Annotated in this window: 24 protein-coding genes; 13 read left to right on the forward strand and 11 right to left on the reverse strand. The window is 68.4% G+C overall.

All coding sequences use genetic code 11. From position 1 onward, the window contains the following. Positions 1–42: 42 nt before the first annotated feature. Complete coding sequence (locus AC4HOU_RS14155) at positions 43–459, forward strand: YccF domain-containing protein (RefSeq protein ID WP_130918783.1); 417 nt, start codon at positions 43–45, stop codon at positions 457–459. 8 nt (positions 460–467) lie between these two features. Here the strand turns inward: AC4HOU_RS14155 and AC4HOU_RS14160 are convergent, their stop codons facing one another. Beyond that, positions 468–905, reverse strand: coding sequence for an Rv0880 family HTH-type transcriptional regulator (locus tag AC4HOU_RS14160; protein ID WP_163814267.1), 438 nt, complete (start codon positions 903–905; stop codon positions 468–470). Positions 906–965: 60 nt separating this feature from the next. Between AC4HOU_RS14160 and AC4HOU_RS14165 the strand changes: the two genes are divergently transcribed. Beyond that, positions 966–1,205, forward strand: a complete 240-nt coding sequence (locus tag AC4HOU_RS14165) for a DUF2530 domain-containing protein (protein ID WP_163814268.1) — start codon at positions 966–968, stop codon at positions 1,203–1,205. Between the two features lie 29 nt (positions 1,206–1,234). On the opposite strand, the gene AC4HOU_RS14170 is transcribed toward AC4HOU_RS14165, so the two are convergent. From AC4HOU_RS14170 to AC4HOU_RS14185, 4 genes are all read right to left on the reverse strand, one after another. After that, positions 1,235–2,677 (reverse strand): sensor histidine kinase, encoded by a 1,443-nt coding sequence (locus AC4HOU_RS14170; protein ID WP_490724604.1) that lies wholly within the window; start codon positions 2,675–2,677, stop codon positions 1,235–1,237. 10 nt (positions 2,678–2,687) lie between these two features. Beyond that, a complete protein-coding gene (locus tag AC4HOU_RS14175; RefSeq protein ID WP_138446159.1) occupies positions 2,688–3,407 on the reverse strand; it encodes a response regulator transcription factor in 720 nt (239 codons plus the stop codon). A 70-nt stretch (positions 3,408–3,477) separates the two neighbouring features. Then, complete coding sequence (locus AC4HOU_RS14180) at positions 3,478–3,864, reverse strand: hemophore-related protein (RefSeq protein ID WP_163814269.1); 387 nt, start codon at positions 3,862–3,864, stop codon at positions 3,478–3,480. A 108-nt stretch (positions 3,865–3,972) separates the two neighbouring features. Then, positions 3,973–6,045, reverse strand: coding sequence for an AMP-binding protein (locus AC4HOU_RS14185; protein WP_163814270.1), 2,073 nt, complete (start codon positions 6,043–6,045; stop codon positions 3,973–3,975). Between the two features lie 317 nt (positions 6,046–6,362). Here AC4HOU_RS14185 and AC4HOU_RS14190 point away from each other — a divergent pair, with 317 nt between their 5' ends. The 5 genes from AC4HOU_RS14190 to AC4HOU_RS14210 are packed head-to-tail and all read left to right on the forward strand — an operon-like array spanning position 6,363 to position 12,956. Continuing rightward, a complete protein-coding gene (locus tag AC4HOU_RS14190; RefSeq protein WP_490724605.1) occupies positions 6,363–9,968 on the forward strand; it encodes a sensor histidine kinase in 3,606 nt (1,201 codons plus the stop codon). Further along, positions 9,965–10,384: a roadblock/LC7 domain-containing protein gene (locus AC4HOU_RS14195; RefSeq protein ID WP_036533017.1), complete on the forward strand. Its 420-nt coding sequence runs from the start codon at positions 9,965–9,967 to the stop codon at positions 10,382–10,384. The genes AC4HOU_RS14190 and AC4HOU_RS14195 overlap by 4 nt, the downstream gene beginning before the upstream one ends. A 7-nt stretch (positions 10,385–10,391) precedes the next feature. Further along, positions 10,392–10,766 carry a DUF742 domain-containing protein gene (locus AC4HOU_RS14200; protein WP_014981573.1) on the forward strand — a complete coding sequence of 125 codons (375 nt, stop codon included), beginning with the start codon at positions 10,392–10,394 and terminating at the stop codon, positions 10,764–10,766. After that, positions 10,747–11,349: a GTP-binding protein gene (locus AC4HOU_RS14205; RefSeq protein ID WP_171048002.1), complete on the forward strand. Its 603-nt coding sequence runs from the start codon at positions 10,747–10,749 to the stop codon at positions 11,347–11,349. Before AC4HOU_RS14200 ends, AC4HOU_RS14205 begins: the two co-directional genes overlap by 20 nt. A gap of 32 nt (positions 11,350–11,381) precedes the next feature. Continuing rightward, the gene (locus AC4HOU_RS14210) at positions 11,382–12,956 is read left to right on the forward strand and encodes a carboxyl transferase domain-containing protein (protein ID WP_490724606.1); all 1,575 of its coding nucleotides are present in this window, start codon (positions 11,382–11,384) and stop codon (positions 12,954–12,956) included. A 91-nt stretch (positions 12,957–13,047) separates the two neighbouring features. On the opposite strand, the gene AC4HOU_RS14215 is transcribed toward AC4HOU_RS14210, so the two are convergent. Both AC4HOU_RS14215 and AC4HOU_RS14220 read right to left on the reverse strand, forming a co-directional pair. After that, the gene (locus AC4HOU_RS14215) at positions 13,048–13,590 is read right to left on the reverse strand and encodes a hypothetical protein (protein WP_490724607.1); all 543 of its coding nucleotides are present in this window, start codon (positions 13,588–13,590) and stop codon (positions 13,048–13,050) included. Continuing rightward, positions 13,587–13,862, reverse strand: a complete 276-nt coding sequence (locus AC4HOU_RS14220) for a helix-turn-helix transcriptional regulator (RefSeq protein ID WP_194992145.1) — start codon at positions 13,860–13,862, stop codon at positions 13,587–13,589. The genes AC4HOU_RS14215 and AC4HOU_RS14220 overlap by 4 nt, the downstream gene beginning before the upstream one ends. A 70-nt stretch (positions 13,863–13,932) precedes the next feature. On the opposite strand from AC4HOU_RS14220, the gene AC4HOU_RS14225 reads away from it, so the two are divergent. Next, positions 13,933–14,817, forward strand: coding sequence for an aldo/keto reductase (locus AC4HOU_RS14225; RefSeq protein ID WP_163814307.1), 885 nt, complete (start codon positions 13,933–13,935; stop codon positions 14,815–14,817). A gap of 24 nt (positions 14,818–14,841) precedes the next feature. Here AC4HOU_RS14225 and AC4HOU_RS14230 read toward each other — a convergent pair whose 3' ends face one another. Then, a complete protein-coding gene (locus AC4HOU_RS14230) occupies positions 14,842–16,026 on the reverse strand; it encodes an NAD(P)-binding domain-containing protein (protein ID WP_490724608.1) in 1,185 nt (394 codons plus the stop codon). 232 nt (positions 16,027–16,258) lie between these two features. Between AC4HOU_RS14230 and AC4HOU_RS14235 the strand changes: the two genes are divergently transcribed. The 5 genes from AC4HOU_RS14235 (at position 16,259) to AC4HOU_RS14255 (ending at position 21,109) form a co-directional block, all read left to right on the forward strand. Continuing rightward, on the forward strand, positions 16,259–16,984 hold the full coding sequence (locus tag AC4HOU_RS14235; protein WP_490724609.1) for an enoyl-CoA hydratase: 726 nt from the start codon (positions 16,259–16,261) through the stop codon (positions 16,982–16,984). After that, positions 16,984–18,126 carry an MBL fold metallo-hydrolase gene (locus tag AC4HOU_RS14240; protein WP_490724610.1) on the forward strand — a complete coding sequence of 381 codons (1,143 nt, stop codon included), beginning with the start codon at positions 16,984–16,986 and terminating at the stop codon, positions 18,124–18,126. The genes AC4HOU_RS14235 and AC4HOU_RS14240 overlap by 1 nt, the downstream gene beginning before the upstream one ends. 37 nt (positions 18,127–18,163) lie before the next feature. Further along, positions 18,164–18,409 (forward strand): antitoxin, encoded by a 246-nt coding sequence (locus AC4HOU_RS14245; protein WP_163814275.1) that lies wholly within the window; start codon positions 18,164–18,166, stop codon positions 18,407–18,409. 108 nt (positions 18,410–18,517) lie between these two features. Beyond that, positions 18,518–20,863 carry an ATP-dependent DNA ligase gene (locus AC4HOU_RS14250; protein WP_490724671.1) on the forward strand — a complete coding sequence of 782 codons (2,346 nt, stop codon included), beginning with the start codon at positions 18,518–18,520 and terminating at the stop codon, positions 20,861–20,863. A gap of 63 nt (positions 20,864–20,926) precedes the next feature. Continuing rightward, the gene (locus AC4HOU_RS14255) at positions 20,927–21,109 is read left to right on the forward strand and encodes an antitoxin (protein WP_014348983.1); all 183 of its coding nucleotides are present in this window, start codon (positions 20,927–20,929) and stop codon (positions 21,107–21,109) included. A gap of 87 nt (positions 21,110–21,196) precedes the next feature. Here the strand turns inward: AC4HOU_RS14255 and AC4HOU_RS14260 are convergent, their stop codons facing one another. The 3 genes from AC4HOU_RS14260 to AC4HOU_RS14270 form a co-directional block, all read right to left on the reverse strand. Beyond that, a complete protein-coding gene (locus tag AC4HOU_RS14260; protein WP_195020586.1) occupies positions 21,197–21,847 on the reverse strand; it encodes a DUF8020 domain-containing protein in 651 nt (216 codons plus the stop codon). Between the two features lie 234 nt (positions 21,848–22,081). Continuing rightward, complete coding sequence (locus tag AC4HOU_RS14265) at positions 22,082–22,393, reverse strand: WXG100 family type VII secretion target (RefSeq protein ID WP_163814277.1); 312 nt, start codon at positions 22,391–22,393, stop codon at positions 22,082–22,084. Beyond that, on the reverse strand, positions 22,393–22,917 hold the full coding sequence (locus AC4HOU_RS14270) for a YbaB/EbfC family nucleoid-associated protein (protein WP_194991735.1): 525 nt from the start codon (positions 22,915–22,917) through the stop codon (positions 22,393–22,395). The genes AC4HOU_RS14265 and AC4HOU_RS14270 overlap by 1 nt, the downstream gene beginning before the upstream one ends. Between the last annotated feature and the right edge of the window lie 111 nt (positions 22,918–23,028).

Below are 23,028 nucleotides of genomic sequence, written 5' to 3' on the forward strand. Positions count from 1 at the left end.
GATCGGATGCGCGATCCGGGCCGGTCCTGGCATGCTGGAGTCATGCAGGTGATCCGGCTCGTGCTCAATATCCTCTGGCTGATCCTGGCCGGGTTCTGGATGGCGCTCGGTTACCTGCTGGCCGCGGTGATCTGCTTCATCCTGATCATCACCATCCCGTTCGGCATCGCCGCGCTCCGCAACGCCGCCTACGTGCTGTGGCCGTTCGGCCGCACCACCGTGGACAAGCCGGGCGCAGGCGCGGGATCGCTGATCGGCAACATCATCTGGTTCGTGGTCGCGGGCTGGTGGCTGGCGCTCGGTCATCTGCTCACCAGCATTCCGCTGTTCGTCTCGATCATCGGAATCCCGTTCGGCTGGGCCAACCTCAAGCTGATTCCGCTGGCGCTGTTCCCGCTCGGCAAGGACATCGTCGATTCGGACCAGGCGTTCGCCCCGAACTACCGCTACTCGTCCTGAGTGCTGCGTTATTCGGATTCGGCGACGATCTGCTTCATGATGGTGACCGCCCGCGCCAGCACATCGAGCTGGTCCGGCGTGAGGGTGGACAGCTGGTCGGTCATCCAGGCTTCGCGGGCACTTGCCTCATCGGCGATCAGCGCACGGCCCGCCGGTGACAGCGACACGATGATCTGCCTGCCGTCGGTGGGATGCGGTTCGCGCGCCACCAGGCCGAGATCGGTGAGCGAGGCGATGACCCTGGTCATCGACGGCGGCTGCACCCGTTCGCGCGCCGCGAGCGCACCCGGGGTCATGGCGCCGTCGCGGTGCAGGGTGGCCAGCACCGACAGTTGGGTCAGCGAGATCTGCGAATCGGTCCGTCGCCCGCGCAGATGCCGCGTCAAACGCACGACCGCCAGCGACAGCTCACCCGCGAGCTCTCGAACATCCGATGGCGTTGTCACAGTTGAGCACGATACGGGACCGTGCCCGGAGTTCACGCATGTTCGCCTAGGCTGAGCCCTGTGACCCAGCAGGTGCCGCAGATTCCGCCTCGACTCACCGACCCACGGCCGGTGCTCGCGGTCGGCTGCGCGCTGTGGGCGCTGGCCACGCTCGTGGTCTGGGCCAGCGGAGACCGTTGGGAGACCGCGCGTCCGGTCTGCCTGATGGGACTAGCGGTCGGGTTGCTCGGATACACGATCTTCGTCATCCAGCGCCGGGGCGCCCGCCGCGGCGACAAGGGCGCGCAGACCGGGCTCTGAGCCCGCTGCCCGCGGACATCGGGTGTGGGCTAGCCGGTGCGCGCCGGTCGTGCCGGCAGATCCAGCACCAACCGCACTCCGCCGAGTGTGCCGTCGTCGAAATACGCCTGCCCGCCGTGCAATTGGGCCTGTTGCGCGACCAGCGCCAACCCGAGCCCCGAACCGCCCTTGGTGGCCTGGGGGCCCCGGTAGAAGCGGTCGAACACGGCCTGACGTTCCTGGACCGGGATGCCGCGGCCGTTGTCGTCGATGGAGACGATGATGTGGCCGTTGGGTGCGCGATGCGCGGAGACCAGGGCCTCGGTGGCGCCGCCGTGTTTGACGGAGTTGGCCAGCGCATTGTCCACGGCCAGGCGCAGGCCCGCCGGCAGGCCGCGGGTGACGAGCTCGGCGTCGGTGTCGATGCGAACGGTGAGACCGGGGAAGTGGCGCATCGCGTCGTGCGCGGCCTGATCGCACAGATCGCCGACATCGGTGTCGACGTGATCGCGTTCGTGAGTGAGGTCGCCGGAGGCCAGCCGTTCCAGCGCCGACAGCGTCGCTTCCACCCGGCCTTGGCTGCGATGCAGGTCGTCGAGGATTTCGGCGCGCTGAGTCTCGTCCAGGTCGAGGGTGCGCAACACCTCGAGGTCGGTGCGCATGGCGGTGAGCGGGGTGCGCAGTTCGTGCGCGGAGACGGCGGCGAAATCGCGGGCGGTCTCCAGAGCCGCGGCGGTTTCGCCCTGCGCCTGATCGACCCGCGAGAGCATCGTGTTGACGGCATCGGCGAGTTGCTCGGCTTCGAGCACACCGGAACCGTCCACCGGTTGCGGCGGATGCTCGGGATCGCGGTAGCCGCTGCGCGCCCCCACCTGACGGGTGAGATCGACGATGGGCCGCACCGCGCGCCCGCCGAACAGCCAGCCGAGCCCGGCCGCGGCCGCGATGGCCACCAGCCCGCCGGCCAGCACCCACCGCTGCTGCTGCGCGGTGGCGCGGGCGGCGTCGGCGTTCGGGATGCCCAGTGAGACGGTCCGTCCGGCCTGCTGGTTCTCGGTGGTGGTGAGCACCCGATACGAGGCGCCGTCCACGGTGACGGTGTGCGATCCCGTCGGCAGGTCGGGCAGTTCGATCGCGGTGGTGGCGGTGAGCTCGCCGTTGTCGCGGACGGTGAGCGCCAGGTTCTCGTTCGGGCCGATGAGATTGACCAGTCCGACCGCGATCACCGGGTCGATCAGCACCAAACGGGATGCGAGCGTGAGCTGTTGATCGGTCTGCTCGACATTGACGCGCTCGATCGCCTGCAAGGTGATGACGCTGAGGATCGTGATGATGAGGATCGCACCGGCTGCCGCCGCGCCCGCGACCCTGGTGCGCAATGAGTAGGACCGCCGCCGGCGCGATCCGGCAGCGGCGGCCCGTCGATCGGGCGGGCCTGCGCCGACCGGCCGCGCGGCCGCATCCGAGGAGCCGGGCGTGTCCGCGGCGCTCACAACCGCCCGCTCACTTCGGCGCCCGCAGCACGAAACCGACACCGCGAATGGTGTGCAACAACCGCGGTGTCCCTTCCACTTCGAGCTTGCGGCGCAGATATCCGACGAACACGTCCACCACATTGGTGTCGGCGGCGAAGTCGTACCCCCACACCAGTTCGAGTAGCCGCTCGCGGCTCAGCACCACACCGGCATTGCGGGCCAGCGTGGACAGCAGCTCGAATTCCCGCTTGGTGAGGTCTATTTCGCGGCCGTGCAGCAGAGCCCGGTACCCGGCGACATCCACTTCCAGCGGCCCGACGGTGACCGCGCCAGGGGTGGACGCGGCGGGGGTGTCGGTGCGGCGGCGCAGCAGCGCCTTGATCCGCGCCACCAATTCGGCCAGCACGAACGGCTTCACCAGGTAGTCGTCGGCGCCCGATTCGAGTCCGGCGATCCGGTCGTCCACCGAACTGCGGGCGCTGAGCACACAGATCGGCACCTCGTTGCCCATGGCGCGCAGCGCGGTCACCACACCGGCGCCGTCGAGCACCGGCATGTTCATATCGAGCACGATGGCGTCGGGGGAGTGCTCGTTGACGGCGCGCAGGGCCGCGCCACCGTCGCGGGCCACCAGGACCTGGAAGCCGGACAGGCGCAGCCCGCGCTCCACCGAGGCGAGCACGTCCTCGTCGTCATCGACGACGAGGACGGTCGGGTTTGTCGTGCGATCGGCGCTCACGTCGTTCATTCTGCCGTCGTTTCCCGGTGCGGCCCGGTCACGACGCTCACCGGGCCGGTCGGCGTGAGTACCGCTGCGCTCAGTAGTTCTTGCAGGTGTCGGCGACCTTCTGAATGGTCTGGCTCAGGCCCGCGGCGCGCGGATCGTTCTCGGCCTGCTGGGCGGCCTCGGGGTTCTCGTCGAGGTAGCGCTGGAGTTCGGCGCGGCGCTGCTCGACCGGCTGTTCGAACTTGGCCTGCAGTTCCGCCTTGACCTCGGGGTTGGCGTCCAGCATCGCGGCCAGCTGCGGCGCCTGATCGTGCAGGGCGGCGTCGACCTGGGCGAACGAACACTCCGATTCCAGCAGCGGCGCCGCCAGCTCCATCGGGCCCGCGGAGGCGACCGCGGGGCTGAGGAAGGCGGTCACGGTGGCGGCCCCGGCCACGGTGAGTGCCGCGACGGTGGCCCTGCCACGAAAACGTTTCATATTGCTGCCTCCTACAAGATCGGTGACGGACGCCTCGACCGTATTGCCCCGGGCTGGCATCCGTGTGAACCGTTCCTGTGAAAACTCTGAGGAGCCGAGGCAGATCCGTTACGGGGCGACGGGATTCGAATCCGGCACGACTTCGCCGTTGCCGTTGCCGTCCTTATTGCCCTGGCGGCTGGTGAACAGTTCGGGCTGGGCGGCCAGAATCTGATCCTCCAGCGCCACCAGCACGGCCGGATCCTCGATGGTGGACGGCACCTCGTATTCCTCACCCGCAGTGATCTGGCGGATGGTCTTGCGCAGGATCTTGCCCGAGCGGGTCTTGGGCAGCCCGGCCACCACCACCGCGTCGTGCAGGGTGGCGATAGCGCCGATCTGTTCGCGCACCCGCTGGATCAATTCCTCGCGCAGCTGCTCCTTGTCCACCTCGACGCCGGTCTTGAGCACCACATACGCGATCGGCCGCTGCCCCTTGAGTTCATCGGGCAGGCCGATCACCGCGCATTCGGCCACCGCTTCGTGTCCGGCGATCGCGGCTTCGATGCTGCCCGCCGACAGCCGATGCCCGGCCATATTGATCACATCGTCGCTGCGGCCGAGCACGAACAGATAGCCGTCGTCGTCGAAATAGCCGGAGTCGCCGGTGAGGTAGTGGCCGGGATAGGCCGAGAGGTAGGAGCGCTTGTACCGCTCGTCGTCGCGCCACAGTCCGCTGAGCGCACCCGGCGGCAACGGCAGGCCGATGACGATATTGCCCTCGACGTTGGCCGCCACCGGATTGCCGTTGGAGTCCAGGACACGCAGCCGGTAACCCGGCACCGGCACCGACGCCGAGCCCGGCTTGATCGGCAACTGTTGCAGCCCCAGTGGGTTGGCGCAGATGGGCCAGCCGGTTTCGGTCTGCCACCAGTGGTCGACCACCGGGCAGTCCGGCCGCTCGGCGAGCAGGGTGTCGACGGCCCACTCGTAGGTCGTCGGGTCGAGCCGCTCGCCTGCGCAGAACAGCGCCCGCAGCGAGGACAGGTCGTAGCTGTGGGCCAGCGTGGCGTCGGGATCGGCGCGGCGGATGGCGCGCAACGCGGTCGGCGCGGTGAACAGCACGTGCACCCCGTATTCGGCGACCACCCGCCAGTAGGCGCCGGCGTCCGGGGTGCCGATCGGCTTGCCCTCGTACAGCAGCGTGGTGGCGCCGACCAGCAGCGGGGCGTAGACGATATAGGAGTGGCCGACCACCCAGCCCACATCGGAGGCCGCCCACATCACCTGGCCGGGGCCGACGTCGTAGATATTGCGCATCGACCAGCACAGCGCCACCGCGTGCCCGCCGTTGTCGCGGACCACGCCCTTGGGGCGGCCGGTGGTGCCGGAGGTGTAGAGAATGTAGAGCGGATCGGTCGCCGCGACGGTCACCGGTTCGGCGAGCGGCGCATCGCGCACCGCCTCGTCCCAGTCCATCCAGCGCGCGGCCACGGTCTCGGCCGAACTCGGCAGCGATTCGGTGGCGGGCTGCGGTGCCGGGAACGGGATCGTCGGGAAGGCGGCGCGCTGTTTGACGATGACGTTGCGCGGCGCCGTGGTCCGGGCCAGGTCGAGCGCCTGCATGACGATCGGCGGGTACTCGATGCGCCGGCCCGGCTCCAGTCCACCGGAGGCGGTGACGATGAGCACCGGCTCGGCGTCGTCGATCCGGGCGGCCAGTTCGGGCGCGGCGAACCCACCGAAGACCACCGAATGCACCGCCCCGATCCGCGCGCAGGCCAGCATGGCGATCACGGCCTCGGGAATCATCGGCAGATAGATCACGACGCGGTCGCCCCTGGTGACACCGAGTCGTGACATCGCGCCGGCGAACCGTGACACTTCGGTCAACAGCTCGGCGTAGGTGTATACCCCCCTGTTGCCAGTCATAGCCGAGTCGTATATAAGGGCGGGTTGGTCGGCGCGGCCGCCGGTGCCCTCGGAACCTTCCGGCAGTTCACGCACGTGCCGGTCGAGCGCGTTGAACGAGGTGTTGAGGGTGGCGTCGGGGAACCACCGGGCCGCGGGCTTGGCCGTGGTGTCGATCACCTGCTCAGGGGGTACCTCCCAGTCGACGGCGGTGGCAGCATGGGCCCAGAACTCGGCGGGATCGACGAGGCTGGTCTGATAGACCGGTCGGTACTCGTTCCTCGCGTTCAACCCGTGCTCCCTAGCCTCGCTTCGATGCCCGCCTCGATAGATCAGCACGATTGTGGCAGACTTCACGCGACGCCCGGGTGGGTGCCGCGACCTTTGGTTTTGCCTGGAACGGGCTGGTCACTGGGCGAGTGCCGATGCGGGGTCAACCAAGAAGTTATTGATCCGTTAGAATCTGATGTCACTTATTCGGTCCGTCGTAGACGCAATTTCTCGGCCAGCCGCAGATCTCGGCCAGCACTGTCTGTCGAGCCAGCATGCGATTGTGGAGGTTCCGCTGATGGCGCGTGGCTGGGGCCAGTTTGGAAAGTGAGTGGGAGATGCGTGACGCCGCTAGGTCCGGCAGAAAGCGCTGGGCGCTCAGCAACTGGGACCTGCGCTGGAAGGTTACGGCGGTCCTCGCCGTACCGCTGGCGGTCGCGGTCGGACTCGGCGTGTCCAAGATTTCGTCCGAGTGGAGCGAGGCCAACAGGCTGGCTTCTGCCGCCGACAACGTCGAGGTCATTCCGGTCGTCACCGGTCTGAGTGCCGCGACCTCGACGGTCGCGGGTTCCCAGGTCATCAATATCGGTGGCCGATCGCTGGTGACCGAGGAAAACCTGGTCGACCTCGACAAGGCCATTGCCGAGACCGAGGACGCGATCGGCGCACTCGCCGATCTGCCGAGTGCGCAGCAGCCGCTGCAGGAGATGCTCGATCAGGCCAAGGAAGTGCGCGCTCTGGGGTTGTCCCCGACGTCGCTGCCGCCGCTCGAGGCTCGTGATCAGATCGACCGCTACCGCAGCAACGGTGTCGAGGCCGTCGAACAGATCGTGGCGCAGGTCAGCGATCCGCAGATCGACGCGGCGAAACTGCGCCTGGTCGACGCGCTGAACATGCGCGCCACCATGCTCGGTGAGGTCGTCGGTCTCGCGGTGTACCTGCAGGACCGCGAGGTCGGCACCCAGACCTACCTGGTCGCCACCAATACCGAACGGGCACTGCTCGGCCTGCTCGCCGAGCGTTTCCCCGCCGACGACCGCAACATCGACGACCTGCGCAAGGGCATCGAAGCCCGCGAAGGCATGCTCACCGGGCCTGCGGCCCAGTCCGGGCAGCTGCCGCTGGGCGAGGCCCGCCAGTCGATCCTGTCCAGCCTCGATACCACCGAAGCGCTGGTTGCGTTCTCGACCGACGACATCGTCGGCGGTGTGCGCGACCTCGCCGATACGGCCCGGTCCGACGCCATCATGTACAGCATCGTGGTGTTGCTGACGATCCTCGCGGCCCTGCTGCTCGCGGTGTTCGTCGCGCGATCGATGATCGTGCCGCTGCACCGGCTGCGCCTGGCCGCGCTGCGCGTCGCCGAGAGCGACCTGCCGCACGAGGTCGCCCAGCTGCGTAACGGCGCCTCGCCGGAGGAAGTGCCGCTGGAGCCGATGCCGATCCGCTCCGAGGAGGAGATCGGTCAGCTGGCCCGCGCCGTCGACGACATCCACGGCCAGGCGCTGCGCCTGGCCAGTGATCAGGCGCAGATGCGTACCCAGGTCAACGACATGTTCGAGACCCTGGCTCGCCGCTCCAAGTCGCTGGTCGATCACCAGCTCACGCTGATCGAGGCGATGGAGTACGACGAGAAGGACCCGCGCCTGCTGGAGAATCTCTTCCGGCTGGACCACCTCGCTGCGCGCATGCGCCGAAACGGCGACAACCTGCTGATTCTGGCCGGCACCAAACAGCGCAGGGCCAAGTCCGCGCCGGTCGAGATCGCCGACGTGCTGCGCGCCGCGATCTCCGAGGTCGAGGACTACGAGCGGGTCAAGCTGGGCGCCACCCCGCGCGGTTCACTGAAGGAACCGGCCGCCTCCGACCTCGCGCATCTGTTCGCCGAGCTGCTCGACAACGCGCTGCGGGCCTCGCCGCCGGAAACCGATGTGAAGTTCACCTTCGCGCAGGCGCACGATCAGGGCCTGCTCATCGAAGTCGCCGACCGCGGTATCGGTATGCCGCCTACGGAGATGGCCGAGATCAACCGCAGGCTGGAGACCACCGCCGAGCCCGGGCCCGACACCGCCCGGCACATGGGTCTGTTCGTCGTCGGCCGCCTGGCCGAGCGGCACGGGCTCACCGTGCGGCTGCGCCCGACCTTCGACACCGCGCGCGATCCCGGCGTCACGGTGACCGTGCACGTTCCGGTCGGCCTGATCGTCCTCGACAAGAGCGGCTCGGGTCCGCTGGTTCCGCAGCCGTCGCCGGCTCCGGCCGCGGGTCCGCAGCGGCCGTCGGCTCCGTCGTCGATGCAGATGCGCTCGGTCAGCCGCACTCCCGGCGGCAACGTGATGGTCACCGTCGATCCCGGCGTGAGCGGTCCTATCCCGGCCGGTGCCGAGGAGCGTGCGGCCGCGGCCGGTGCGCCCGCCACCCCGGGCGGCGGACTGCCGCAGCGTCAGCCCGGCTCGGCGATGGCCTCGGGCCTGCGTGGTGAGGCCGAGCAGTCCGGTGCCACCCTGCGCCCGGCGCCGGGTCAGCAGGGCACCGGCCCGCAGCGCGGCAAGCTCGCCGCGGCGGCCCTGCCCAAGCGCAATGTCGTGCCCGGCGGTCCGGTGCCTCCGCGGCCGGGCGGCCCGCAGGCCGAGCGGCCCGCCGCCACCCCGCCGCCGCGCGATCCGAACACCGGTCTGCCGCAGCGTCAGCCCGGATCCAATGGTGTGCCGCAACCCACCGGCGGTCTCCCGCAACGTGAGGCCGGTCCGGCAGCTCAGCCGGGTGCGGGCGGTGCTCTGCCGCAGCGTGGTCCCGGTGGTCTGCCGCAGCGTCAGCCCGGTCAGGCCGGGCCGGGTGGCTTGCCGCAGCGTGAGCCGGGGCAGAGTGGATTGGCCTCGCGTGAGGCGGGTCTCGGTGGGCTGCCGCAGCGTGAGGCGGGCCCGGGTGGTGTGCCGCAGCGTGAGCCGTCGGCTGGTGGGCTGCCGCAGCGTGAGGCGGGCCCGAGCGGTGTGCCGCAGCGTGAGCCCGCCGCCGGTGGACTCCCGCAGCGCGATGCTGGTTCGCCCGGTCTGCCCCAGCGTGCGCCCGGCCAGAACGGTCCCGCGCAGCGTGAGGCGGGCCCGGGTGGTCTGCCGCAGCGTGCGCCCGGTCAGTCCGGGCCGGGCGGCTTGCCGCAGCGTCAGCCCGCGGCGGCGCAGTCCGGGGAGATCCCGGCTGCGGGTGCTCCGGCCAACGGCAGCGCGCAGCCGGGCCTGCCGCCGCGTCGCCCGGAGGTCACCCAGCGTCACACGGAGCTACCCCAGCGTCAGATGGATCTACCGCAGCGCCCGTCCACCGAACTTCCGCAGCGTCAGACCGACCTGCCGTCGCGTTCGGCCGGCCCCGGCGGCCTGCCGCAGCGTCAGCCGGGTAGCACCGGCCTGCCGCAGCGGGTGGAGAACGCGCCGGGCGTCGGCCTGCCGCAGCGCGACAGCGCCGGTCGTCCCGCGAACGCGGATGCCAACGGTTCCGGCGACAACGGTCGCGATCGGGGCAGGCACAGCTACCGCGCCAACCCCGAGCGGACGGCATCGTTCTTTCAGACCCGGTTGCAGCCGGCCGAGGAGAGCGGCTCGGTCATGGGCGGAACGCCGATCTTCGCCGAGATGATGTCGGCCTGGCTCGCGGACCCGAACTCGGACCGATCCCAGACCGCCGCCTCCTTCGAATCACCCGGTGACGAAGGCTGGCAGGCAGCCCAGCGGGCGAGCGAAGCCAAGCCCACAGCCACCACGGCAGCCGGTCTGCCGCAACGTAATCCGGGCGGACGTCTCGTGCCCGGCGCCGTCAGCGGCGCCGTGGATCGGGCACCGAGACGCGATCCCGAATCGATTCGGTCCAGCTTGAGTCGTCACCAGCAGGGCGTCCGGGATGGCCGCGCAATGAAGGCAATGAACCTAACCGGAGACAAAGGAGACCGATGAACCCCGATCTAGGTGGTAGTGGTACGAACCGTCAGCTGGATTGGCTGGTTTCGAACTTCGCCAACGAGGTTCCTGGCGTAGCCCATGCCGTGCTGGTCTCGGCCGACGGTCTGCTGATGGCCGCGAGCGCGCAGCTGCCGGTCGATCGTGCCGAACAGCTATCGGCCGTCACCGCCGGGCTCGCCAGCCTGTCGGTGGGTGTGTCGAACCTGTTCGAAGGCGGCACAGTGCTGCAGTCGGTGGTCGAGATGGAACACGGCTACCTACTGCTGATGGCTGTCGGCGACGGTTCGTATCTCGCGGTCCTGACCAACACCTCGTGTGATATCGGTCAGGTCGGCTACGAGATGGCGTTGTTGGTCGAGCGTGTTGGCCAGACAGTTCAGGCCACTCCACGCGTCACGATGGGTTCCTGATGGTGGGATGGACATAGAAGATCATCGTGTGGGGAGCGCCGAGCCCAGCCTCGTCCGCCCGTATTCGCTGACCGCGGGTCGAACCCGGCCCGCGGTCGAGCTCGCGCTGGAGGCCCTCGTCGCATCGCATCCGGTCGCCCTCGAGCGGCAGTTCGAACTGACCAACATCGAAACGTCCATCGTGGAGTTGTGCAGAGAATCGCCGTCTGTGGCTGAAGTTGCGGCTCGATTGGGTATACCCATCGGGGTGGCGCGTGTGCTCGTGGCAGATCTCATCGAAGCGGGGCATGTTCGCGTTTCGGCCACATTGAAAGACGACTCCAGCGACGATGAACGTCGCGAGCTGATCGAAAGGGTTCTCAGTGGACTCCGGCGTATTTGATTCGACGGCGCAGGTCGATACCCGTACCGCCAAGCCGACTTCGGCCAAGATCGTGGTCGCGGGTGGTTTCGGTGTGGGTAAAACGACATTGGTCGGCGCCGTCTCGGAGATCGTTCCGCTGCGCACCGAAGCGTTGGTCACCAACGCGAGTGCCGGAATCGATAACCTGACCGGCATTCCGATGAAATCGACCACCACGGTGGCGATGGACTTCGGCCGGATCAGCCTCGCGGACGACCTGGTGCTGTATCTGTTCGGTACGCCGGGCCAGTACCGGTTCTGGTTCATGTGGGACGACCTGATCCGCGGCGCCATCGGCGCCGTGGTGCTGGTCGACACCCGCAGGCTGGAGGACAGCTTCGCCGCCGTCGACTATTTCGAAGCGCGCAACCTGCCGTTCCTGGTGGCGCTCAACGAATTCGACGACGCGCCGCGATATCCGATCGAGGACATCAGGCAGGCGCTGGCCGTCTCCGGTGATGTGCCGATCATGTCCATCGACGCCCGCCGCCGCGAACCGGCCAAACAGGCGCTGGTGGCGCTCACCGAGTACGCGCTGCGCAAGGTGATGCAGGGCTATTGATCGGCGCCGGCGGGCAGCGACGCAGCGGTGCGATGGTAGGCGACGGCGCGGGATCGGGGAGGATCTGCGCCGCCGAACTACTCGAGGCGCTGCTCGATGCGGGCACGTTCCGCAGCTGGGACCAGCCGCCGCTATCGGTGGGCACGTCCGAGCGCTACCGCGACGAGTTGCGCGCCGCGGCGGAACGGGCCGGTACCGATGAATCGGTGCGCACCGGTGAGGGCTTGTTGCGCGGCCGCCGCGTGGCCGTGATCGCCTGCGAGTTCGGCTTTCTCGCGGGTTCGATCGGTGTGGCGGCGGCCGAACGCATCGTCACCGCGGTCGAACGGGCGACCGAACTCGGCCTGCCGCTGATCGCCTCGCCGACCTCCGGCGGCACCCGGATGCAAGAGGGCACCGTCGCTTTCGTGCAGATGGTCAAGATCGCCGGTGCCGTCGCCGCGCATAAATCGGCCGGATATCCCTATCTGGTGTATCTACGTGATCCCACCATGGGCGGTGTGTTCGCCTCGTGGGGATCGCTCGGTCACATGACCTTCGCCCAGCCCGGCGCGATGATCGGTTTCCTCGGGCCGAGGGTGTATCAGGCGCTCTACGACCGGCCGTTCCCGAGCGGTGTGCAGACGGCGGAGAATCTGTACCGGCACGGCGTGATCGACGGGGTGGTGGGGCTTTCGGTCTTCCGGCGCATCGCCCATCGCGCGTTGAGTGTGCTGAGTGGAGTAGCGGATCCCGATGCGGCACCGCCGTTTCCGGCCACCGGTTCACTGATCGGTAGGGCAACCGAACCGACGGCGGCCGGCCAGGGGTCGAGTACGGAGACCACGGAGACGAATCCGGCCTGGCGGTCGGTGCTGAGCTCCCGGCGCCCGGATCGTCCGGGGTTGCGTGAGTTGCTACGCCATGTGACGCAACGGGTTCCGCTCAGCGGCACCGGCCAGGGCGAAACCGACCGGACCGTCGTGCTGGCATTGGCGCGCTTCCGTGGGCACCCCTGTGTGGTGTTCGGTCACGACCGGGCGGGGCAGGTGGGGGAGAACACCATGGGGCCGGCCGCATTGCGGGAGGCGCGGCGCAGCATGCAGCTGGCTCAGGAATTGCGGGTGCCGCTGGTGCTGGTGATCGACACGGTCGGCGCGGCCCTGTCGAAGGAGGCGGAAGAGCGCGGGCTCGCGCCGGAAATCGCGCGCTGCATCGCCGATCTCGTCACGCTGGATACTCCGACCATCTCGGTGCTGCTCGGCCAGGGCACCGGCGGCGGCGCGCTGGCCCTGCTGCCCGCCGACCGGGTGCTCGCCGCGACGCACGGCTGGCTCGCCCCGCTGCCGCCGGAAGGTGCGAGCGCGATCGTGTACCGCGATACCGAGCACGCTCCGGAACTCGCCCGTTCGCAGGGCATCCGGGCCGCCGATCTGCGAGCTGCCGGGATCGTCGACCGCATCGTCGCCGAAAAGCCCGATGCGGCAGACGAACCCATCGAGTTCGCCCGTCGCATGGTCGCCGCCATCGGCGCGGAGTTGGCCGGTCTACGCGCGATGCCGCTGCACGACCTGCGGGCCGCCCGGCACCTGCGCTATCGCCGCCTCGGTCTCCCGCAAGCGGATTGAGCCCCGGCGGTAGCTCCCCGGCCGCACGACCGCCGCAGCTCCGGCCGGCGCACTCGCTGTCGCGGTGTCCGGCCGAGGCTCGGCATCCGGCTCAGCCCTCGGGTTCGGGGTCGGGCCGGTTCCAGCCGAGGATCATCGCCGGTGCGCAACCACCCGCGAGCAGTGCCGCGAGCATCATGACCCCGCCGGCGTAGGCGGTGCGGAAGGCGTCGGCCTCGGGGAGGAGCGCGCCGGAGAAGGTGAGGAACATCAGCGGCGGCAGGGTGAGCATCTGGGTGAGCGACAGGCCCGCCGAGTGCGCCTTGTTCCGCTCGGCGACCTCCAGTTCGTCGAGCACCTCTTCGGGCGCGTGGTCTTGCCGATTGGAGGCGATACGCAGCATCACCCAGGCGACCATGAACACCACGGCGGCGGGCAGGGTGGCCAGCGCGGCCGAGTCGACGCCGAACGCGCACAGCAGGCCTGCCACCGCGAGCACGAGCAATGTCACCATCACGACGACGACGAGCACGCGCCGCCGTCGTTGCGTGCGCCAACCCGGCAGCATCCCGGCGGTCCGTTCCTCCTGGACCAGCCAGCGTCGGACCCGATATTCCTGGTAGCGGTCGAGCAGACCGGCGGTGGCGTTGGTCATGACTGTCCTTTCGTCCGGGGGTAGAGCTCGGCCGACAGCGGGCCGAACTCGGTGCGCGAGAACACGGCTTCGACGGGCAGCTCGAACACATCGCAGATGCGCAGGGCCAGGTCGAGGCTCGGATAGTGGTCGCCACGTTCGAGCGCACCGATGGTCTGCACGTTGACGTTCACCGCCTCGGCCAGCGCGGCCCGGCTCATCCGATGCTCGGCGCGCAGCACCGCGATCCGGTTGTAGATCGGGAGGGTTTCCCCCCTTCTTACTGGGCTCACACAACATAGTGTTGTAAAAACCCAACAGTTCGTCAAGTCGATGTCAACACGTACCGGCTGCTCGTTGACCATGGGCCCCGGCGCTTCTAACGTCGAATCCGTGACCTTCAGAAGCGAGACCTGCGCCATTCCCTCGATCGTGCTGAACGACGGGAACGTGATCCCGCAGCTCGGGTTCGGGGTGTTCCAAGTTCCGGCCGACGATGTGTTTCCCGTGGTCACGGCCGCCTTGGAGGCCGGGTACCGCAGCATCGACACCGCCGCGATCTACGGCAACGAGGAGGGCACCGGCCGGGCCATCCGCCAGTCCGGGATCCCCCGTGACGAGATCTATGTGACCACCAAGCTGTGGAACTCCGAACAGGGCTACGACTCCACGCTGCGCGCCTTCGACGCCAGCATGCAGCGGCTCGGCCTGGACTATCTCGATCTGTATCTCATCCACTGGCCCGCGCCGTCAGCGGATCGCTTCGTCGACACCTTCAAGGCGTTCAAGGCCCTCAAGGCCGACGGCCGGGTGCGTTCGATCGGGGTATCGAACTTCCGGATCCCGGATCTGGAGCGGGTGATCGGGGAGACCGGCGAGATCCCCGCCGTGAACCAGATCGAGCTTCATCCCCGGCTCACCCAGCGTGAGCTGCGCAAATATCATGCCGACCAGGCGATCGCGACCGAGGCGTGGAGCCCGCTCGGCCAGGGCACGCTGCTCGACAACGAGGTGATCACCGAGATCGCCGCAGCGGTCGATCGCACGCCGGCGCAGGTGATCATTCGCTGGCATCTGCAGCTGGGCAATATCGTCATCCCGAAGTCGGTGACGCCCTCGCGCATCGTGTCGAACTTCGATGTATTCGGTTTCGAACTGTCCGGCGAGCAGATGGCGGCGATCAGCGCCCTCGACGACGGCGGCCGGGTCGGCCCGGACCCGTCCACGTTTACCGCCGGCCTGGACTAGGCGCGCTCGCCCGGTCGCGACCCCTCAGCGGGTGCCGATACCCAGGTAGGTGGTCAACTCGACCGCCGCCGCCCGTCCGGCCCGATTGGCGCCGATGGTGCTGGCCGACGGCCCGTACCCGATGAGATGGACACGCGGATCGACGGCGACCTGCGTGGCCAGCCGTCCGGTCATGGTGATGCCGCCGCCGGGGCCGCGCAATCGCAGCGGCGCGAGATGGTCGAGCGCGCTGCGGAAGCCGGTCGCCCACAGGATCACCTGCGCGGGCTGGAAGGTTCCGTCGTCCCAGCGCACACCGTAGGGCTCGATGTGATCGAACATCGGCTGCCGGTGCAGCACGCCGCGAGCCCTGGCGGCGCGCAGCCGGTCGTCGAGCGGCAGACCGGTTACCGACACCACCGAGCCGGGTGGTAACCCGCGCCGCACCCGGTCTTCCACGATGGCGACCGCGCGCCTGCCGTCCTCCTCGGAGAACGGGGTCTCCCGGAACCTCGGTTCCGTGCGGGTCACCCAGGTGGTCGTGGTGACCTGGGAGATCTCGTCGAGCAACTGCACCGCGGAAATGCCGCCGCCCACCACGACCACGTGTTCGCCCGCGAACTCCGCGGCCGACTGATAGTCGCGCGTGTGTAGTTGGCGTCCGGCGAAGGTTTCCGCCCCCGGGTAACGCGGGATGAATGGATGCTCCCAGGTGCCGGTGCCATTGATCAGGCCTCGGACCCGGATGGTGCCCGCCGCATCGGTTTCCACATGGAGCACACCATCGCGATCGGCGCCATCGCCCGCACCCGGGTGCGGTGGATCGACTTCGCTCGGCCGGCGATCGCAGACGACCTTGACCGTCACCTGCCGTCGCACCCGCAGATCGAACCGCTTCTCGTAGAGCTCGTAGTAGTGCGGGACGGCGGTCGCGGCAGGCGCGGATTCCGAGCCGTCGGGCAGGGTTTCCGCGAACGACATCCCCGGCAGATCGTGCACCCGGTTCACCGTGGTCAGCGTGAGCGAGGGCCAGCGGAACTGCCAGGCGCCACCGGGGCCCGGTGCGTGATCGACGATCAGGAAATCGCGTTCGGGGACCAGCCCGCGCCTGCGCAGGTGATATCCCGCGGATAACCCGGCCTGCCCGGCGCCGATCACCAGGATCGGGTAATCGACCGCGAGCGGGTCGGCATCGCGTTCGCCGGAGGACGTCGTCTGATCGGACAGCACAGCTCCGATCGTATGCATGCTCGCCCTCGGTCCTGCCACGCGCGATCCGCGGATCGAGTCGCACCCGGTGGTCCGCCGGCGCCGGCCGCCGGTGCCCACGATCGAGTCGTGCGCCCGCAGACGTCGATCGCCCCCGACTGTGACCGCACACATTCGCGCCTGCACCGGACTGTGTCAGCTCCTGTGGCAGCATGAACGCAACAGTCGGATTTCGTTCAGCTGGGGAGGAAGCATGCTCGGTGTCAGCCGCGATGGTGACGTCGTCACCATCGAATTACAGCGCGAGGAGCGCCGCAACGCCCTGAACATCGAGCTGGTCACGCAACTGCGTGATGCGGTGATCGATGCCGCCGAGCAGGCGCGGGTCATCGTGCTCACCGGCCGTGGGCCGATCTTCAGCGCGGGCGCCGATCTCGGCGGGGTGTACTCCGAGGAGTTCCTGGACAGGCTGCTCGAGATGCTGCACACCATCGAATCGGCGCCGGTGCCGGTGATCTCGGCGATCAATGGTGCCGCCCTCGGTGCGGGTGTGCAGCTGGCTCTCGCCTCGGATCTGCGGGTCCTCGAGCCGGATTCCTACATCGCGATTCCGGCCGCCAAGCTCGGCATCACCGTGGATCGGTGGACGGTGCGCAGGCTGGTCTCGCTGATCGGCGGTGGTCCGGCGCGCACCATCCTGCTCGGCGCGGAACCGGTGTCGGCCGAGGACGCCTACGGCTTCGGATTCGCCAACCGCATCGGCACCCTGGCCGACGCGCAGGCCTGGGCCAAGTCCATCGCCGAACTGGCGCCGCTCTCGCTACGCCATCTCAAGCTGGTGCTCAACGACGACGGCACCCGTGATGCGGAGAACGCGCAACAGCGTGAGGCCCTGGAAGCGGCCTGGACCAGCGCCGACGCGCAAGAGGGCCGGCTGGCCAGGCAAGAGAAGCGCGCCGCGAAATTCCAGGGGCGATGATGCGCATCCGACGAATCGCCACCGGCGCCGCGGGTGCCCTCGGGCTCACCTGGGTGGCGCGGGCGCTGTGGGGTCTGCCCACCGCGATGGGCGCGTCGATCTCGGCGATCCAGCCGTACGCGACCGGCGCCACCAGCTACCGCAACCGCCAGTTCCACAACACCGAACCGAGCAGCCAGATCGCGCCCGGTGCGGCGCCGTCGCTGCTGCGTTCGTTCCTCACCCAGCGCCATGCCGGTCGCCCGGCGCGGCCGGTCCCGCTGGTGATGCCGCAGCTGCCCGCGCAGGCCGCTGATCTGGCCGTCACCTGGTACGGGCACGCGACGGCGTTGATCGAGGTGGACGGTTACCGCATCCTCACCGATCCGGTGTGGAGCGAACGGGTGTCGCCCTCGCCGCTGGTCGGCCCGGCCCGGCTGCATCCGGTGCCCGCTCCGCTGTCGGAGCTGCCGCCGGTGGACGCGGTGATCATCTCCCACGACCATTACGACCACCTCGACGCCGCCACCGTGCGGGCGCTGGTGGCCGGGCAGAGCGCACCGTTCGTGGTGCCCGTCGGCATCGGCGCGCATCTGCGGCACTGGGGTGTGCCCGATCAGCGGATCGTCGAATTGGATTGGGGCGGTTCGATTTCGCTGTCCGAACTGGGGCGCGCCCGGGCCGGCGAAGACCTGACGATCACCTGTGTGGAGGCGCGCCACTTCTCCGGCCGCGGTCTGATCCGCAACACCACGCTGTGGGCGTCGTGGTCGCTGGCCGGTCCTACCCGACGGGTCTATTTCGGCGGCGACACCGGCTACACCAAGGCCTTCGCCGAGGCCGGCACCACGCTCGGTCCCTTCGATCTGACGCTGCTGCCGATCGGCGCCTACGACGAACGCTGGACCGATGTGCACATGAATCCGGAAGAGGCGGTCCGCGCGCACGCCGATCTGTGTGCCGGTGATCCCGGCCACGGCCTGCTGGTTCCGATCCACTGGGCGACGTTCAACCTCGCCTTCCACGGGTGGTCGGAGCCGGTGCAGCGGATGGTGACGGCCGCGCGGGCGGCGGGCACCACGGCGGCCGTTCCGAAGCCGGGGGAGCGGCTGGACCCCGATGACCTGCCGTCCGGACAGTTGTGGTGGAAAGATATCGGGTGAACACCTCAACGACGGCACTGGGAAGGACGTAGAGCATATGAGCTTGATGGACACCTTGAAGGGCCTGGTCGGCAAGGGGCAGGACGCAGCGGCCAAGAATGCGGACAAGATCAACCAAGCCATCGACAAGGGTGGCGAGTTCATCGATCAGAAGACGAAGGGCAAGTACTCCGACAAGATCGAAAAGGGCAAGGAAGCCGCCAAGAAGGTAGTGCCGCCGGAGCAGCCGGGGCAACAGCCGGGCCAGCAGCCGGGTGGCGGCCCGGTGCCGCCGCAGGTCTGATCGAGCCGAGACCGCCCGCAGGGCAATGACTGTCCGCAGGCCGAGCGCGGCGGGAACCGGATGAACGCCGGTTCCCGCCGCCGGGTCGCGGACAACGGGTCGCGCCGCATGTTCCGGGATGCGGCGGGCGAGCCCGCCATCACGATCGAATTGAGCAACCTCGACAAGGTGCTCTATCCGGAAACGGGGACCACCAAAGGCGAGGTCATCGCCTACTACACCGCGATCGCCCCCGCCATGTTGCCGCATGTGGCCAGGCGGCCGGTCACCAGGAAACGCTGGCCCAACGGCGTCGGCGAGGCGTCGTTCTTCGAGAAGAACCTCGCCGAGCACGCGCCCGATTGGCTGCCGCGCCGCGCGATGCGCCATTCCGATCGCACCGTCACCTATCCGCTGATAGATTCCGAAGCCGGTCTGGCCTGGATCGGGCAGCAGGCGTCGCTGGAAGTGCATGTGCCGCAATGGCGTTTCGACGGCGATCAGATGGGCCCGGCCACCCGGCTGGTCTTCGATCTGGACCCGGGCCCGGACGTGGGCCTGGCCGAATGCGCGATCGTGGCGCTCGAGGTGCGCGATATGGTCGCCGAGATCGGGTTGCGCGCGTTCCCGGTGACCAGCGGCAGCAAGGGAATTCATCTGTATGTGCCGTTGGATCGGGTGCTCAGCCCCGGCGGCGCGTCCACTGTCGCCAAACAGGTCGCCACCAACCTGGAGAAGATTCATCCCGACCTGGTGACGGCGACGATGGCGAAGAAGGTGCGCACCGGCAAGGTCTTCCTGGACTGGAGCCAGAACAATCCGGCAAAGACCACGATCGCGCCGTACTCGATGCGTGGGCGCACACAGCCGAATGTCGCCGCACCGCGTAGCTGGGCGGAGATCGAGGACCGGGAATCGCTGAGGCATCTGCGATTCGACGAGGTGCTCGCGCGTTTTCAGGACGACGGCGACCTGCTGGCCGGGCTCGACCCGCCGATCTCGCAGGCCGGCACCGCCCGCCAGGACCCGTTGGCCGTCTACCGATCCATGCGTGATCCCGCGCGCACACCGGAACCCGTTCCCGCGCATCCGCCCACGCCCGGCCCCGGCAACCGGTACGTCATCCAGGAACACCACGCGCGGCGATTGCACTGGGATGTGCGTCTGGAACGCGACGGTGTACTGGTGTCCTGGGCGGTACCGAAAGGCCCGCCCACCGACACCAAAGAGAACCGCCTCGCCGTCCACACCGAGGATCACCCCCTCGAGTACCTCGATTTCCACGGTTCCATCCCGAAGGGCGAGTACGGCGCCGGAACCATGACGATCTGGGATTCGGGTACCTATGAGGCCGAGAAGTGGCGCGACGACGAGGTGATCGTGGTGATGCGGGGGGAGCGGTTGCACGGTCGCTACGCGCTGATCCGCACCGGTGGCAAGAACTGGTTGATGCATCTCATGCGGGAGCAGCCCGGTGACGGTCACGGGGCCGAGAGCTCGGGTAAGGGCCGGCGAGCGGCGGCCGACGCAGGCACGTCGGAGTCCAGCGGCGCAGCGAGTAGTGATCGGCCCGGCGAACGATCCGGTGGCGCCGAACTACCGCGCGGCCTGTCCCCGATGCTCGCCACCACCGGCGAGGTCGCCGGCCTCGATCCGAAGGACTGGGCCTTCGAAACGAAGTGGGACGGCTACCGCCTGATCCTCGAATTCGAGTACGGCACACCGACCTTGCGCAGCCGCGCGGGCAATATCGTCACCGACCGCTATCCGCAGATCGCCGCCCTCGCCGAGGAGTTGGCAGGCCATCGCGTGGTGCTCGACGGTGAAGCGGTCGTGTTCGACGCCAATGGCGTCGCCAATCTCGCTCTGCTGCAAGCCGACACCCGTCGCGCCGAACTCGTCGCCTTCGACCTGCTCTACCTCGACGGCACCTCGCTGATCCGCAAACGCTACAGCGACCGGCGGCGGGTGCTCGAAGCCCTCGCCGCCACCACGCCCGCGCTGTCGGTGCCGCCGCAGTTGGCAGGCACCGGCGAAGACGCGCTGAACGCCAGTCGCGACGTCGGGGCCGAGGGTGTGGTGGCCAAGCGCAGGGATTCGGTCTACCTGCCGGGTAAGCGCGGGCACTCCTGGGTCAAACAGCGCAATTGGCAGACCCAGCAGGTCGTGGTCGGCGGGTTTCGCGGCAGCGCGGCGCGACCGTTCGCGTCACTGCTGGTCGGCATCCCCGATGACGGCAAACTCATCTACGTGGGCCGGGTCGGTACCGGGTTCAGTGAGGACGAAATACGCGCGTTGGCCACGAAACTCCAGCGCCGTCGCCGCAAGACCAGCCCGTTCGTCAACGAGATGTCACGCGAGGAAACCAAGGACGCCACCTGGGTCACCCCGGAGATCTCCGGCACGGTCCGCTTCATGAACTGGACCGACGGCGGACGACTCTGGCACCCGGCCTGGTTGGGCCGCTCCGACTGAGCGGCACCGTACGCGCGGGTATGGTAATCGCGATTCGAACGCGGCTCGACCCGAGGAGTGCACGTGGATTTCAAGAACCTGGCCGATAAGGCGATGGACCTGGCGGCGAAGAACGCCGACAAGGTCGATGCCGTGATCGACAAGGCCGGAGACATCGTCGACCAGAAGACCGGTGGCAAGTACGCCGACAAGGTCGACACCGCGCAGGAAGCCGCGAAGAACGCGGTGCGCAAGCAGCAGGGCTGAGCGCGCAATTACCTGATCAGCAAACGGAACTGGGCCGATCGCGTGGGTGCGCGATCGGCCCAGTGTCGTTTCCGGGTGGGTTCCTGATCAGTTGGTGCCGGTCTGATCCATCCACTTGGTGGTGCCCGGCGGGGCATTGAGTGTGTTGATGAGGTCGATACCCGCGATGATCAACGCAGGGCCACCGACGATCAGCGTCCCGATGATGCTGCCGATGCCCGCGGCCAGCGGCACGGTCGCGAGGCCGAATGCGCCACCTAGGAAGCCGATGAGTCCGACCGCGGCACCGATTGCCAGGCCGATGAACCCACCGACTGCCGTCGCGATTCCGAACTGGGCCAGGAACGCATCCTGTGCTCGCTGGTTCTCCTCGAGCGACGCGACGGGCGTCACCGGAACGGGGCGGGCTCGTGTGTAGTCCTTGACCGCCGTCAATTCGAGCACTCGACCCTCGTCGCGCACCATGTGCGGCATCGGGAATTCCAGCCCGTCGTGCCGGAAGGCCAACGGCATACTGATCGCCGTGTTCCCCGCGGAGTCTTTGATACTCACCGTGTTACCGGCGACTTCGAATGTACCCCCGGTCAGTGTGGTGATGATGCGGTCGCCGACCAGCTTCGCCTCGTAGCCGATGTCGGGTACGGGTGCCGCGGCCGGCTGCGCATGGGTGGTGCCTGTGCCGACCACGATGGCGGCCGCCACCGGCACCACCAACGCGGCGATTCTGCGGAAAATCATTCTGTTGTTCCCATCTTCATCAGGTTCCCTACCGAACGCACCGCGCGCTGTGAATCTTCCCCGCCCTGCGCTCGGCGCCTTGTGATCAAGTGGACAGCTCTCCCGGTCGTCACGTTACAACCGGTTACTGGTTTGACACGATGGATTTACGGGTATCAGTTCAGGTTTGGGTCAGTACCAAACCTGCCGCCCGTTATAGCGCACAGCTATCGGGAACCGTGATGGATGGATCGGCTATTCGCTCTTGCCCAGCGCGTCGGCGATGGCCTGGTCCTGGCTCTCCAGGGAGGTGGCCGTATTCGTGGCACCGGTGCCCATCGCGGACAGCGTGGTGCTGAGAATCTCGACCGCTGTGAGGGCCTTTTCCGCGCCGGGGGTGTAGTTACCCGCGAAGCTCTGGCCGATTTCGTCGCCGCCCCAGCATTCGCCTTCGGCATCCAGCGCGGACTTGAGGGTGCTCAGGGCATCGGCCACCTGGGTGGCCAGGCTCTGGAACCCCGGTTCGGTGGCCTTGATCGCTTCCGGATCGGCTTTCAACATACTCATCAACGGCCACCCTCGAGGTAGCTGCGGTTGCGGTAGTACTCGTCTTCGTCTTCGTCATCCAGCGGCGCCTGCGCGGACGACGGCGGCGGGGCGTCCTGCACGAGCGGCGGCTCCGGGATGAGCTTGTCGACCAGGTCGCGGATGCTCGGCGCGCCGGGGACCAGATCGGGCAGGTCGGGCAGATCGTCGGCGGCGGCTTCGACGGAGGCGAAGGCCTGCTGCGACACCTGCACGCCTTCGCGGGCGGCGGCCTGCACGGCCTCGGTGATCGAGCGGCTCAGCCGTTCGGGAGTGGACCGCTTGAACGCTTCCGGTTCGATGTGCACGTCGAGCGGGATGCCTGCGGCATTGCTCGTCACCCGAACCAGGTTGTCCGACGACCACGCGGAGACCTGAGCGGTGGCGATGCGCTGCTGGGCGGCGGCCAGATCCTGGCGCTGCCGTTCGAAGGTCTCGAGCATGTCGCCGACCTGCGCGCGCAACGCGTCGTTGCGCGAGCGCATGGCCTCGCGGTCGTCATTCATCGCCTACCCCTGTTCCCCAGACTCGGTCCGTATATCCATTTCGACGCGGCCGGCCTGCGTTCGGTTCCATCGAATTCGCCGCCTGCTGTGATCCGGGCCGATCGGCCACCA

This window comes from Nocardia sp. JCM 38205 (assembly GCF_058222935.1).

What these genes read in the sequence shown, in the direction of transcription:
- AC4HOU_RS14200 (WP_014981573.1), top strand. Translation starts at nt 10,392, where the DNA reads ATGGACATAGAAGATCATCGTGTGGGGAGCGCCGAGCCCAGCCTCGTC.
- AC4HOU_RS14225 (WP_163814307.1), top strand. Translation starts at nt 13,933, where the DNA reads ATGGGCCCCGGCGCTTCTAACGTCGAATCCGTGACCTTCAGAAGCGAG.
- AC4HOU_RS14210 (WP_490724606.1), top strand. Translation starts at nt 11,382, where the DNA reads ATGGTAGGCGACGGCGCGGGATCGGGGAGGATCTGCGCCGCCGAACTA.
- AC4HOU_RS14180 (WP_163814269.1), bottom strand. Translation starts at nt 3,864, where the DNA reads ATGAAACGTTTTCGTGGCAGGGCCACCGTCGCGGCACTCACCGTGGCC.
- AC4HOU_RS14270 (WP_194991735.1), bottom strand. Translation starts at nt 22,917, where the DNA reads ATGAATGACGACCGCGAGGCCATGCGCTCGCGCAACGACGCGTTGCGC.
- AC4HOU_RS14215 (WP_490724607.1), bottom strand. Translation starts at nt 13,590, where the DNA reads ATGACCAACGCCACCGCCGGTCTGCTCGACCGCTACCAGGAATATCGG.
- AC4HOU_RS14240 (WP_490724610.1), top strand. Translation starts at nt 16,984, where the DNA reads ATGCGCATCCGACGAATCGCCACCGGCGCCGCGGGTGCCCTCGGGCTC.
- AC4HOU_RS14155 (WP_130918783.1), top strand. Translation starts at nt 43, where the DNA reads ATGCAGGTGATCCGGCTCGTGCTCAATATCCTCTGGCTGATCCTGGCC.
- AC4HOU_RS14245 (WP_163814275.1), top strand. Translation starts at nt 18,164, where the DNA reads ATGAGCTTGATGGACACCTTGAAGGGCCTGGTCGGCAAGGGGCAGGAC.
- AC4HOU_RS14260 (WP_195020586.1), bottom strand. Translation starts at nt 21,847, where the DNA reads ATGATTTTCCGCAGAATCGCCGCGTTGGTGGTGCCGGTGGCGGCCGCC.
- AC4HOU_RS14265 (WP_163814277.1), bottom strand. Translation starts at nt 22,393, where the DNA reads ATGAGTATGTTGAAAGCCGATCCGGAAGCGATCAAGGCCACCGAACCG.
- AC4HOU_RS14190 (WP_490724605.1), top strand. Translation starts at nt 6,363, where the DNA reads ATGCGTGACGCCGCTAGGTCCGGCAGAAAGCGCTGGGCGCTCAGCAAC.
- AC4HOU_RS14250 (WP_490724671.1), top strand. Translation starts at nt 18,518, where the DNA reads ATGTTCCGGGATGCGGCGGGCGAGCCCGCCATCACGATCGAATTGAGC.
- AC4HOU_RS14175 (WP_138446159.1), bottom strand. Translation starts at nt 3,407, where the DNA reads ATGAACGACGTGAGCGCCGATCGCACGACAAACCCGACCGTCCTCGTC.
- AC4HOU_RS14195 (WP_036533017.1), top strand. Translation starts at nt 9,965, where the DNA reads ATGAACCCCGATCTAGGTGGTAGTGGTACGAACCGTCAGCTGGATTGG.
- AC4HOU_RS14235 (WP_490724609.1), top strand. Translation starts at nt 16,259, where the DNA reads ATGCTCGGTGTCAGCCGCGATGGTGACGTCGTCACCATCGAATTACAG.